Annotated in this window: 6 protein-coding genes; 4 read left to right on the plus strand and 2 right to left on the minus strand. The window is 30.0% G+C overall.

Annotated features, from left to right (window positions below):
- The first annotated feature begins 597 nt into the window (after nt 1–597).
- Nucleotides 598–2,064, plus strand: coding sequence for a DUF7309 domain-containing protein (locus tag ACQKOF_RS22040; protein ID WP_427561759.1), 1,467 nt, complete (start codon nt 598–600; stop codon nt 2,062–2,064).
- Between the two features lie 428 nt (nt 2,065–2,492).
- Here ACQKOF_RS22040 and ACQKOF_RS22045 read toward each other — a convergent pair whose 3' ends face one another.
- Nucleotides 2,493–3,776: an MFS transporter gene (locus tag ACQKOF_RS22045; protein ID WP_427561762.1), complete on the minus strand. Its 1,284-nt coding sequence runs from the start codon at nt 3,774–3,776 to the stop codon at nt 2,493–2,495.
- An 18-nt stretch (nt 3,777–3,794) separates the two neighbouring features.
- Complete coding sequence (locus ACQKOF_RS22050; protein ID WP_427561765.1) at nt 3,795–4,382, minus strand: ArsR/SmtB family transcription factor; 588 nt, start codon at nt 4,380–4,382, stop codon at nt 3,795–3,797.
- A 267-nt stretch (nt 4,383–4,649) separates the two neighbouring features.
- Between ACQKOF_RS22050 and ACQKOF_RS22055 the strand changes: the two genes are divergently transcribed.
- The 3 genes from ACQKOF_RS22055 to ACQKOF_RS22065 are packed head-to-tail and all read left to right on the plus strand — an operon-like array spanning nt 4,650 to nt 14,876.
- Nucleotides 4,650–8,399: an amino acid adenylation domain-containing protein gene (locus ACQKOF_RS22055; protein WP_427561768.1), complete on the plus strand. Its 3,750-nt coding sequence runs from the start codon at nt 4,650–4,652 to the stop codon at nt 8,397–8,399.
- A gap of 12 nt (nt 8,400–8,411) precedes the next feature.
- The gene (locus ACQKOF_RS22060) at nt 8,412–11,594 is read left to right on the plus strand and encodes a non-ribosomal peptide synthetase (protein WP_427561771.1); all 3,183 of its coding nucleotides are present in this window, start codon (nt 8,412–8,414) and stop codon (nt 11,592–11,594) included.
- Nucleotides 11,595–11,606: 12 nt separating this feature from the next.
- Nucleotides 11,607–14,876: a non-ribosomal peptide synthetase gene (locus tag ACQKOF_RS22065; RefSeq protein ID WP_427561774.1), complete on the plus strand. Its 3,270-nt coding sequence runs from the start codon at nt 11,607–11,609 to the stop codon at nt 14,874–14,876.

Here is a 14,876-nt window from a genome sequence, read left to right on the forward strand (position 1 = left end):
CTTACATAATAATTGGTAGATAGTTCGTTGGTGCATAAATCCTAGGGATGAAAATACTTACATTTAAAATTGGATGTAAAATTCCAAAAAAGAATGCACATTATGATGCAATTATGCAACTACAACAATCGGGATGAATTAAAGCCGACGCAAAAAGGAAACTTCAATCTAATGATAGGGAATTGTTGGATTTTCATAAGAACGAAATAATAGAAAAGGAAATAGAATTCGAGTACGAGGATGAGTGGCTTTTTTAAAATACTATTAAATGACGAACAAAAATTCACAAAAACACCTTTCTATGTAATTTTTATAATCACAATAAAGCGCTGTTACTAGACAACTTAGGGTGTTTTTCACAAATTACACTGCAAGTATTGAGACGTGTAACAATTGATGAGGAATAGATCTAGAAGTATTGCACAACGGATAGGTTGTTAGTAAAGTGAATAGAAAGTGGTTCACTTTGAGTATAGCTACAAAGTAGAAATATTTAATGAAGAGATGGAGTAAGCGATTATTGCACATGTGGTGAATTTAAATTAAGCAGTAGCTTCATTAGCATCACTTGAACAAGTAGAAGAAGGAGGTTAAACAATGATACAGTTGCATATTGAAAGTAAGAAAAACCCAGAGATTTATCGAAAGTTAGTATTACCGAAGAACAGTAGTTTTTCCTTGCTAGATGAAATAATAATACTAAGCTTTGATTTAGATGGGGCGGACTATTTTAATTTTGAAATGGTTAAAAAAGATGGACGGGTATCTAAAGAAAAGATTTGTTTTTTACCTAAAAATGATACGGATTTAGATACAGATGAAGAGTTGGTTGACGAATGGCTTCGACAATCCGGTGATGAAGCCATTGCACATATAATTGATAATAGTGAATCGTTTGTTATTCGATTAGAGAGCAATGAGGATTTACCGACGAACTCTGAAACTCTTTTATGTATTGCGGGAGCAGGTAATATTCATACGGGTAAAATGGACAAGATTGATTTGGAGGAAATTAATGAACGGATAAGGGAGGATGAAGAGGCAAATAGTTTACTAGAAAACCTAGAGCCAGATTATCTTACTTTATTGGAGCTTACAAATTACCTGAAAAAGCTAAAGCCATGGCAATATTTTAGTGATGATGAAGTTGTAGGCATTCATTTTGCAGATGTAGATTACAAAGTACTTGTTTCTGTTATGGGAGCTGGTGGTGAAGAGTTTGGGTTAATGATTTTTGACATGGAGCTTGGCTATAATAGCTTAGAAAAAATTCTTTTTGAGAAAAATTTATCGAGCGATTTTTCCTATGGTTTAAATGCTTTAACTGTGAATTTTGTTGATAGAGAAGAATTAGATACAGCAGATTATCTGCTAATTAAAGATTATGGGCTGTCGTATAGAGGGAAGAAGAACTGGATTCAATTCCGTAGCTATCTGGAGGGAACGCATCCTGAAAGACCAAATTATCTTGAGGTAGAGCTTTTAATTGATGTTGTAAGTAGGATGATTAATCTTACAGAAGCTCGGAAGGATGGCTGGGAATATCCACAGCTAGCTGCACATCAATATCCAACGTTTAAAGTGCAAATGGATGGTGAGTTACAAGAAATCTATATTTTGCAAATAAATATGTCAAAGCCAACGTATGAGTGTTACGAGGAAATTTCGATGTTTGAAAAAGCAAAATATAAGAAAAAGCCTAAAAGCGCGTTACAAGTAGAATATGATGTATTTTACATGCCTTTTGGTGTAGAAATGGAAGAAACGGACCGCACTGTTTATCCGATTGCTGGTATACTTGTTGAACGAGGAAGCAATATGGTTATTGAACACGAGTTGTTCCCTATGCCTAAAACGCCACCAATTGCACAAGGCTTGTTATGGGCATTTTTACAAGGCTTAGAGGTAAGACCAAGTAAAATATTTGTCTCTAAGGAGTTAAGACCGATGCTTCAACCACTAGCAAAAGTTCTAGGGGTGGAACTTGTAGAAAGTGAACTTCCTGGCATTCGAGAAGTGAAAGAATTTATGAAAACCATGCCAATGGATTTATTTGAAGAATAGTGATTAGACTACACATTTCTGTGATTTTAGCATACATTCGATGCAAATCTTGTAAGTAATTAACACTTATAAAGTGGAGGGAATTTAAACCAGTTCGCCAACCACCCAAAACCCCACGGAAATTATTGACTTTTCGATGGGATTTTAAAAAATGAAAAAAGATTTATTAGAACTCCAATCTGAAAGTTTGAAAAAATAATTATCTATTTTAAAGAGATAATTACAAAGCTCAATAGATTTGGTAGGGATGACCAATACTATTGAGCTTTTTATATTCAGGGAATTTCTTTATTTTCATAGAACGATATTCTACATATATACAAAGGTAAAGTATAGATATTGAAATTGACAATTTTGGTGTTGAGAATATTATGCTGCCGTTTTCTCTGTGAATAGAGATTCTAATATGTGAAGAATTTAACCAAATATTAGTCATAATCCTTAATTGTTTTTGATTTGAGTATATACAGCATTGATATGATCCAAATTAAAATTCCGCAAAACAACATCATATGCGAAATTGAAAAGTTTATGAATAGTGATAATGAAACAAATGCATAGGATAATGGGACTAATCCATTAGATGAAGCATTGACAATACTCATCACACGCCCTATTTTATCTTCGTGGCTTTTCTCTTGAATTGATGTTATTAATAAAACATTAATCACCGAGGAAAAAATCCCCATTATTAATAATAAAATTACGCCTTGCCATACAGAGTTAATCTGACCTAATGTAGCTAAGGCTATGCCAAGAAGGCTAATCAGAATAAGTATGACTAACCCTTTTCTTTTAGTAAGGTTTAAGGTGCCAATTAATAAAGCACCTAACAACATTCCAATTTCATATGATCCCTGAAGAATGCTAAGGTCGATAGCTTCGCCAAATAGAACATTATTAACTAGAAGAGGTATGCCAATTAGCAAAGGACCAAAAAAGAAAAAATTAACAATTATTAAAATAACGATCAAATTTTTCAAAAAAGGCATGTTCCAAACATATTTAAAGCCTTCTTTTAACTCTTCTTTAGTAGAGGTGTGGTGTTTATTATTTATATTTATTTCTGGTTGTTTTTCTCTAATAAATGATGAAAATATAAATGTTATAAATAGGAAAACGGCTACTATTAAAAAAAGAACTTTGAAGGAAGCAGAAAGTGTTATTATTAGCCCACCAATCATAGGGCCTGAAAACATTGCAATTTGATTAGAACCCTGAATGAACGAATTAGCTCTTGTGAGTAAACTTTTTGAAACTACTATAGGTAAAAGAGAGGAATTAGCTGGAGAAAAGAAAGCATCTACGCATCCAAAGAGTACTGCAAAACAAATTAATGGCCATATTTGTAACCAGCTTAATTGTAAAAATAATATCATCATAAGCACTAAAATACATCTTGTTAAACTTGAAAATAACATAATCCTCGAACGTTTTATTCTGTCTGCCCATACTCCACCAATTGTCATTAAAAATATTCTAGGAATCATTGTAACCATCAATACAATCCCTAATACAGCCTCTTGTTTTAATTCCCTTACGATGTACCATTGTTCTGCAAAAAGATAAGTTGATAGCGCAAGAAAAGAAAAAGTACTTGAAAGCCAGAGAAAAAGGAAAGATCTATTAAGAAGTAAATGTTCATTTGGATTTACAGGCTCTTTAAGTTTTACTAATTTTTTAGGGATTAATGATATACCTTTACTTTCCATACTAACACCTCTATAATTCTATGATTTTTCAGAAAAAGCAAACTCGTCAATTTTAAAGGCTGTAATCATGACATAATAATTATTATTTTTTTCAGCTATTTCGTTATCCGTTACAAGCTCATCTACCAATTCTCTATACTTCTTTGTAAATTCCAAAAATTTTTCCTTAGTTACTGAAACCTCACTTTGTAATGATAAACTATCCCAGTCTTCAACTTCTGAAGAATTGATTTCAAATGATGAATTAGGAGCTGTTAATACTCGAGTTTTCGCTCGATTTAATACTTCTAAATAGGATTGTCGAGTAGCTTCTTGCGATTCTACGAAATTCAATAGATGATCTGCTGGAATAAAGCCTCTTGCAACCGCCTGGTAATATTTAAGAAGGTTCCCCCCTTGTTCGACTTTTTTCACTAATTTAATAAAATTATGTTTTTCAAGTTCGCGTAAATGATATAGGATTTTTGCACGCGTTAAATTTAATTCTTCAGCCAGTTGGTGACATGTATAAGGTCTCTCTACTAAATACATAAGTATTTTTGTGCGTAGGGGGTCACTTATTGCTTTTAATTGTTCATATGTTTGGATTATTTTTATAGTTTTCATCAAAAAACCCCTTTTTAACCAGTTAATTTTATTTAACCATACTACCAAAAAAAAGTAATTATGTAAATATGAGTATTTGTATTTTGTAATATTCTAAATTTTGATAGTCAAATGAATTTGTAAATTTTGGTAACGTCCAGATTGACAAATGTAAAAATATGTATCATATTAGAGTTGTACTAAATGTATTTTACTATTAAATCTAGTTTTTTGTTGTATTTATGTTTATTATTACCATTTATTCTATTTTGAAAAGGAGAGAAAATTTTGAATAAAATTTTAAATGAGTTTCAATTCCCGGAATTCTCTGTTAACTTTATTTCTGATTTTAAATCAAAAGAGAAAATTTTAATAAGTAAGGGGGAAGTGGATGATAAAGTAATTCTAACTGCTTGGATTGCTTTGATTTACAGATATACAAAACAAAAGGATATAGTTATTGTATGCGAAAATGAAAACAACGTTACTGAATTTTCATTAATAAAAATAACTATCGAAAAGTGTATGGCGATTAAGGATATTTTTAATAAAATAACTAGTGATTCAATGAATAATAAAACGGACATATCTAAAGAGAACTTTCTAAAAGAAATGGAAAAGGAAGAAAGTTATTTTGTAGGGTTCTTCCAAAAGGAACACTTGATACAAGCGAAAAGATTCTGTTATTTAACTTATGAAGAACCGTATTTATATAGTAATTTTATTAGAGATGAATATGCAAAACAAATATCAAGTCATTTGACTGAGTTGATAAAAAATTTTGAGATTAATAATAGTATTCAGATAGAAAAAGTAGACTTTTTGACAGAAGAAGAACGTAACGATATTTTTATTAAATTTAATAACACTTACAAGAATTATGAAAAAGCATGCATTCATTCTTTATTTGAAAAACAGGCTGCGAAAACACCTAATCTGATTGCTGCAAAATACGAAGGAGAAACATTAACATATAAAGAACTAAATGAAAAGTCTAATCAGCTGGCAAGATATCTTAAAAAAAATGGGGTTGGGATAGGTGATTTTGTTGCGATAAGTCTTGATAGATCGCTTGAAATGATTATAGGTCTACTTTCTATATTAAAAGCCGGAGCTGTCTATGTACCCGTTGATCCTAGTCTACCAGAAACTAAAATTAACTATATATTAGATGATACAAAAGCTTCAATCATTTTAATAAATAAAACGTGGAATTATAACTGTTTAGAGATTGATGCTCTATGTATTGACACTATAAATTACAGCGATGAGTCCATCTCCAATCTTGATTTACTAATAAATAGTGAAGATTTGATGTATGTTATTTACACATCAGGCTCTACTGGAAATCCTAAAGGAGTAATGGTTCAACATGGTGCGGTGGCGAACAGGTTAATATGGATGGGGGAATATTATGGGTTTAATTCTAAAGATATTATTTTACAAAAAACTCCATTCAGTTTTGATGTTTCAGTTTGGGAATTATTTTTACCTTTAATAGCTGGGGCAAGAGTTGTCTTTTCAAAGCCTGAAGGTCATAAAGATAGCCAATATTTAATAAGTACGATTAAAACGGAAGCTGTTACAACTGTACATTTTGTGCCCTCTATGCTGAATGCTTTTTTAGAAAACGAAGAAGTGGGAACGTGTATTACTTTAAAGAGAGTTTTTTGTAGTGGAGAGGAATTAACAAAAAATCAACAAAGAAAATTCCATCAACTGCTAAATAGTGAACTCCATAATCTTTATGGACCTACTGAAGCAGCTATAGATGTAACTCATTGGACTTGTCATAGTAACGATCATTATAACTATGTGCCTATTGGTAACCCAATAAGCAACATGCAAACTTTAATTTTAAATTCAGAGCTTACTCCAGAACCAAAAGGTGTAACAGGAGAGCTTTACTTAGCTGGTGTTGGATTAGCAAAAGGATACTTAAACAAACAAGAACTTACTGCTAAATCTTTTATCGAAAATCCATTCCCTGTTATATCGTCTAAGAAATTATATAAAACAGGAGACTTAGCTCGGGTAACTCTAGAAAATCATATAGAATATATCGGGAGAAATGATAGACAAGTTAAGATAAGAGGAAATCGAATTGAGTTAACAGAAATTGAAATGGCTCTAAGAAATATTTCTGATATTCAAGATGCTGTAGTTATGACAAAAGAGAGTAATAGTGGGAAAAAATTAGTTGCTCACATATTAAAAAACAAAAAAGCTCACTTGAATTCTGACTTTATTAGAGATCAATTAAAACAGTCTCTTGCTCAATATATGATCCCTTCTCTTTTCAATATTTTAGATGAATGGCCTAAAACCCATAATGGCAAATTAGACAGGAAAAAATTGATGAATTCTAGTCCTGCCTTTAATGAACAGCACATGGAAAAATGTTCTGAGACACTTTCAAAAAATGAAGTCCTTTGTCATATATGGAGTGAAGTATTAGACATACCAAAAGTAAATATAGATGATGATTTCTTTGAATTGGGCGGAGATTCTATTTTGGCTTTGCTTATTGTCGCCAAGGCTAAAAAAGAAGAAATTCACCTTGAATTGAATGATTTACTAGAGAAAAGAACTATAAAAAATATAGACACTAGCAAAAAAACAATAAACTTTGAGATTAGTCAAAATCAAATTACTGGGGAAATATTTAAAACGCCAATTCAAAATTGGTTCTTTAATAAGGATTTGAAAATACCAGAGCATTGGAATATGTCCTTAATATTGGATACGCCGACTCATATAAACATTGAAGTATTAGAGAAATCTATACAGAAAATTATACATCATCATGATGTTCTTCGAGCTAGGTTTTACAAACGAAAAAATGAGTACATTCCAAAAATAGAAGAAAATATTGATTTGTTATTTGAAGTAAAAGATTATGTGAAATTAACTATTAATGAGCAAAACGCAGAAATACAAAAGGATATAATTGAAGTTCAATCTAGTCTAAATTTGGAACAAAATTTACTAAAAGCATTATTTATAAAATTATCACCCACTCAGTCTAATAAATTAGTGTTGGTATTTCACCATTTAATTATGGACGGAGTATCTTGGAGAATTTTCATAGAAGATTTAACTCAAGTTTATAATCAATTAATTAATGATCAAGAAGTTGTCTTACCAGAAAAAACAACGTCATACAAAGAATGGGCTAAGAAACAACAAGACTTTTTCCACGAGCAAAAATTGAATATAGATAAATACTATTGGACTGAAAAGTTTGTTGCTAACGAAATGCATATTCCATTAACTCCTAATGAAGGAACGGAGAAACGAGCTGAAGTACTAGTAAAATTAAGTCCTATCGCCACTCGTAAACTTTTAAAAGATTCATTAAGGACGGGGCAATTTAAAATAAACGAAATATTATTAACACCTTTATATTTGGCTTTAAATAGTTGGAATGAAGATAACCATTTTCTTATAGATTTAGAGGGACATGGAAGGGAAAATATCGATGGTACTGTCGATTTATCTAGAACGATTGGCTGGTTTACAAGCATTTTCCCTGTTAGTTTTACAATAAATAATTTAGAAAATAAATCGAATATTGATGTATTAACCATAATAAGTGACAAGTTAAACGAAATACCACATAAAGGTGTGGGATTCGGTATTTTAAGAGATTTCTCAGATGAATATACGCAGTCACTGATTAAGACCCTAGCTAAACCGAAAATTAAATTTAATTATTTAGGACAATTTGATAATCAGAACAATAAATCAATTTTCAAAATTAATAACGATTTTTCTTTAAATGATACAAGTGTAATTGAAAATAGTGACTATATTTTAGATGTAGTGGCCAAGGTTATTAATGGGTGTTTGGAAGTTAGCTTTGAATATTACGAACATAATCTTGAGAAAAGTATAATTGAAAACATTGCGAATGGTTATCTGACTGAACTTAACAAATTATTATATGATTTGTCAAAAAAACAAGAAATAGAGAAAATAAAAGATTCTAATTTAAAAGAAGAAGACTTAAATAAAATTTATAGTTTATATAAATAGAGGAGTGTTTTCATGGAAAATATAGAATCAATATCAAAATTGTCTTCAGTTCAAGAAGGCATGCTATTTCATACTATTTATGAACCCGAAAAAAAATATTATATCGTGCAAAAAATACTTGATTTTGAGGGGAAGTTAAAGATAAATGCATTAAAAGAAAGTATTATCGCGGTTCAAGAAAAACATGATATTTTAAGGAGTACCTTTGAATGGGATAGACTTTCAGAACCTTTAAGAATTACTCATAAAAAAATTAAGATATCTTGGAAAGAGCACTTTTTAAAAGAAGAGATGAATAATAATTCAATAGAAGAAATTCTCAATAATGACATATCTGAAATTTCAGACTTGAGTAAAGAACCACCCCTAAGATGGTCACTTATTCATTTGAATGAAAATAAATATAAATTAGTTTTTACTCATCATCATATTATTTTAGATGGTTGGAGTTTAGAATTGCTATTTGAAGAAATAATGGAAATCTATAACCTTTTGAAAAAAGACAGAAAATTAAATAATATCATTGGAGAATCTTTTAATGAATATGTTGATTGGTTAAATCAAAAAGACTTATTAGCAGATGAACTTTTTTGGAAAGAAAATTTACGAGGATTTGATACTCCAACTCCTATTCAATTCTTTTATAATCATGAAACAAGAGAAAATGTTGGGAAAAATGAAAAAGTATTAACGGTAAGCAAAGAGTTAGTTGAACGTATAGAAAACGTTGGTAAAAAGAATCACCTCTCCGTTAATTCAATTCTTCAAGGAGCATGGGGGTTATTACTTCATAATTATACTAGTGCTGAAGAAGTGGTTTTTGGTTCAACTTTTTCTGGAAGATCCGCTGACTTAGATGGATTTGAACATAGAATTGGTATGTTTATAAACACATTACCAATTAGGGTCGATTTCAAGACACAAAGAACAATCGAATATTTAAAGAATATTCAAAGTTTATCACATAGTATTCAACAGCATCAGCATATATCGCCAATATCCTTAAAACAACTTAGTGAAATAAATCAAAAAGAGAATATGTTTAATAGCATATTGGTTTTTGAAAAATATCCCAAACTGTCTAAAGGAAACTGGGAGGATCTAATAATTCTAAATGATGAGATAAGAGAAAACTCTCATTATCCAATATCAATGATTGTTACTCCTGACAAAGATAATAATTGGTATTTAAAAATTAAGTATGATAGTTACTATCTATCAGATCAGAATGCTCAACGACTATTACAACATTATCAAACGCTAATACTTAATATAATCAGTAATCTTGATAAAAATTTAGAAGAATGTAGTTATATGTCTAATGACGAATTACTTTATATTATAAATGAATTGAGTAGAGGAAAAGATAGTAAAAAAGATATCAAACACATTTATGAGCTTTTTAAGGAGAACGTATATAAAAAACCTAATGCATACTCAGTGGTTGATGGGAATTCACAGTATACCTATAAACAGCTATTTGATAAAACAAATACTATTACGGCTTCGCTAAAGGAAAAAGGGATAAACTCTGGAGATGTGATAGGTATTTATATGGACAGGGAAATAAATTTACTAAGTTGTATATTTGCCATATGGAAATTAGGGGCATCCTTTGTTCCAATTGATACTGTTCTAGGAAAGGAAAGAATTCGTTACATTTTAGAAGATGCCCAAATACAGACAGTAATAATAGGTGATAACGGTTTATATGAAGATTTATCAGATATAAATGTCCATATCTATTCTATTAATGAATTATTATCAACAGAAATAATTAATGAGAGTAATGAAAATGAAAAAATAACGCTGCAAAATATGGCTTATACAATTTATACCTCAGGATCTACAGGACAACCAAAAGGAGTGATGATTAGTCACGAAAATTTTGGTAACTATATACAACATGCAGTTATTGATTATTTTAACGAAGGAGAAGGTGCTATTCTCCATAGTTCCATAGGGTTTGATTTAACTCTTACAAGTCTTCTAGTTCCTTTAGCTCAAGGGAAAACAGTATTCATTAGTCCATCTAAAGAAATTAATAATTTAAGCAAACAAATCAATATTAGAAAAGTAAGTTTCACTAAATTAACACCTTCACATCTAAAAATGCTCGAGTACGACCTAGATATTAACGAAGTATCCCATTATTGTGATAAATGGATTTTAGGTGGAGAGGCTTTAACTTACGAAACTATTAAACCATGGTTGCAAGCTTCTTCAAAGACTACGTTCATTAATGAGTATGGCCCTACTGAGGCGACCGTTGGATGCACTACTTATGAAGTGAAAAAAGACTACAGTAATCGACAAGATAGCATAATACCAATTGGAAAACCTATTAATAATACACAAGTTTATATACTGAATAACTATATGCGTCCTGTTCCTGTAGGGGTATTAGGGGAGATATACATTGCAGGTAAAGGAGTTGCCAAAGGGTATCTAAATAAGCCCCAACTCACTAAAGAGAAATTTCTAGATAACCCATTTTCTAATGATAACCAAAAAATATATAAAACGGGTGATGTTGGTTATTATTTAGATGATGGGAATATGGTTTATGTTGGGAGAAATGATGATCAAATAAAAATTAGGGGACATAGAATTGAACCTATAGAGATAGAGAAAATACTTGTTGAATTTGCAGGAATGAGCGAAGCAAAAGTTATTTCTTCAAAAGACAATTTAAATAGTGAACGCTTGATAGCATACGTTGTTGATAAGAGTACTGATAAATCTGGAAATCTAAAAAATATTTTAAGAAAACATCTTCCAGAGTACATGGTACCAAGTAAAATTATTCGTTTAGAATCGTTACCACTAACAGTAAATCTAAAAGTAGATATAAAAAAATTACCAGACCCTAACTGGAATTATGAAGAATCTGAAGTGGCTTCTGCAACAACAGCATTGGAAGAAAATGTATTAAAAATATGGAGAAGCGTACTTGATATTGAATATATCGGAGTGCAAGATGATTTTTTTGATATAGGTGGTCACTCTTTATTAGCTATAAAAGTTATTGCTGCATTGAGAGAACAATTAAATATTAACTTAAAGGTGAGTGATATATTTAAATATCCAACTATTTCAAAACTGTCAATGTATATTGAAAATTCTGAATACAGAGAGTCTGAGTGTGAAAATACAAGTATTAAACTTATACGTAAAAAAAGAGTTAAGAGATAGGGGGAATATTAATTGGATAATATAGTGTCATCTAACTTACCTTATATACCTAATGAGGAAGAGTATATTGCTAAAGCGTCATTTTCTCAGCAAAGAATGTGGTTTCTTAATCAAACATTTGAGCAAAAAGAGGCATATCATATTCCTTTTGTAATTAAATTACCAAATGATTTTAGAAAAGATTATTTAGAAAAAGCATTTAATGACATTATTTTACGCCATGATATCTTTAGGACTACATTTGAAATAGATAATGAAGAGTTAATTCAAGTAGTTCGTCCTTACTCTTATTATAATATCGAAACAGTGGAATACTTAGATATTAACAATAAAAATATGGAATCCATAGTATTTGACTTCTCAAATATAGAATTTGATTTAGAAAATGGTCCATGCTTTAGAGCAAAAATAGTTAATCTTAGCGATGGACAAAAAATTATGATTTTAGTTTTTCATCATATTATTTTTGATGGACATTCTTTGAAAATATTTTATAAGGAACTTTTAAAAAGATATGAAGCGTTATTAAATTGTCAGCTACCACCATTTTACGAGCTAAAAATACAATATGGGGATTACTCAGAATGGCAAAATGAATGGATTACTTCCGCTGATGCTCAGCGGCAAATGGAATTTTGGAAAAGTAAAAGCAATATTATTGGCACAGAAATAAAGCTCCCTACTACCTTAGAAAAAAAATCGAATGATGGAGTAGTAAAGAAAAAGATTTCAAATGAAATTTTGGATGATATTGACTTATTTTGCAGAGGTATTGGTATTACGCGATATATGTTTATGCTTACTTCATTCATTGTTCTTATTCAACGATATACTAGAAATGAAAATATGGTTGTTGGGATGCCTATAGCTAATCGGGATAAATTAGAGATAGAGGAACTAATAGGCTTATTATTAAATACAACTGTTTTACACGTTCAAATTGATGAGGGAATGACTTTTGAAGAGATATTGAAGATTGTCAAAAATAATTTAATAGAAGTATATGATAATTCGAACATTCCATTCGAAAAAATTATGGAATATTCAAAAAATAAAGAGTTATCGAAAGAAAATCCGTTTGATATTTTTATTAATTATGAGATGACTGATATAGAAAGCAATCAAGAGTTTGAATTAATTCAATTTGATGAGACTAATGCAAAATTTCCGATTTCTTTTTACATTGAAGATGGTGTAAATGACATGAAATTAAGAATTTCTTATCAATCTAATAAGTATTCAGACAGCATGATCGGAATTTTGTTACAGCAACTTGAAAATTTAATAAAAGATTTTTTAAAAAATCCAAATATGAAAATATATGAATATCGCTTAGTAAGTGAAGAAGATAAAAATGTATTACCTGATCCTACAGTGAAAATACAGGAACCTTGTCAAAAACTATTACCCCAATTATTACATGAAACTTTTAAACAAAACAGTGATTATATAGCTATTAGTCAAGGAGATAAACAATGGACTTATAGCACATTATACGAAAACGTTTCATTTATACAATCGGAAATTGCTGCCTCTAAATTAAAAAAAGGTACAGTTATCGGGGTATTTGGAGAAAGATCAATGGAATATATATGTACTATGCTAGCAATTATGTGTTCAGGTATGGTATTTGTTCCTATTGATAAAAAACTGCCAATCAAAAAAAGAGAGGAAATTTTCTCTCAGATTGATATTAAAAATATTTTCTATACAAATGACAGTTATAAAATTAGTGGGGAAACTTTCCATCACGAATTTACTGCAAAGGAAATTATCCAAAGAAATTCACATAATAAGAATCTAAATAAGGGAAAACTAGAATACTTATTCGATATAAATCCAGAGGATGTTGCCTATATCTATTTTACCTCAGGTACCACAGGTAAACCGAAGGGGATAATTGGAAAGCACAAAAGTTTAGCACACTTTTTAAACTGGCAAGTTACAGAATTTAATGTGAAAAGAGGTGATAGAGCCGCACAGTTAACTAATGTTTCTTTTGATGTTTTTTTAAGAGACAGTTTATTACCTTTAGTCTCTGGCGGAGAATTATGTATCCCTGATGATATTAATAATATGAGTGGGGAATACTTAATAAACTGGCTTATAGAAAATAAAATTACTATCATTCATTCGGTCCCCTCACTTGCTAATTCTTGGATACCCAAAAATGAAACATATGATTTAAAAGATTTAAGATTAATATTTTTTGCAGGTGAACCATTAACTAACCAAATAATTTATACACTAAGAAATAACCATTCCTATTCAGGGGAAATAATAAATTTTTATGGTCCTTCAGAAACTACCTTAGCTAAAAGCTTTTATAAAGTTCCTATTGTTACAAAACATGCTGTTCAACCTATTGGGTTTCCTATAAAAAACACTCAATTATTAATATTAAAAAATAGACAATTAATGTGTGGTATTGGGGAAATTGGAGAAATCGTAATTAGAACACCTTTTCTTACTAAAGGATACATTGATAAAGAAGCTTTTAAATTAAATCCTCATACTAGTCATGAAGACGATTATATATATTATACAGGAGATTTAGGTAGATATAACCAAGACGGATCTATTGAAATTTTAGGAAGAATCGATGATCAAATAAAGATTAATGGAATTAGAGTTGAACTTGCAGAAATAACAAATATAATCATGGGCCACCCTGTAATAGATGAAGCAATCGTAATTAAAAAAGAGAAAAAATCCAGAAATTATTTAGTGGCGTATTTTGTGAAAAATTCAAATGTATCAATTTCAGAAATAAAAGATTATTGTAGAAAATACTTGTCAACCTCTTTAATACCGTCAGTGTTTATTGAGTTAGATAAATTACCATTAAATAAAAATGGAAAAATTGATAAGAGTTTGTTACCAGAGCCTAAAGAAATCGATTCTAATACACAAAACTATATTCCTCCTATAACTTTTAATGAAAATAAATTGTGTAATATATTGGAATCTATTCTGTCAGTAAACGATATTGGTTTGAATGATGATTTCTTTGAACTTGGTGGTCATTCTTTATTAATTACTCAACTAATTAGTAGAATTTCAAATGAGTTTAATGTAAAGCCGACAATGAAGGATATTTTTAATAATTCTCGCATTAGTGAAATGATTTTAATCATTGAAAGTTTATTAAAGCAGCCAGAAAATCAATTGAATTCTGATTTAGATATCAATGAATACTATGAAAATAATTTTGATATAGAAGAATTATCTATTGAAGAAATGGAACTTTTGTTAGAACAAATGCTACTAAGAGAGGATTGA

The organism is Lysinibacillus sp. NPDC093190 (assembly GCF_050280425.1).
Taxonomy (GTDB): Bacteria; Bacillota; Bacilli; order Bacillales_A; family Planococcaceae; genus Lysinibacillus.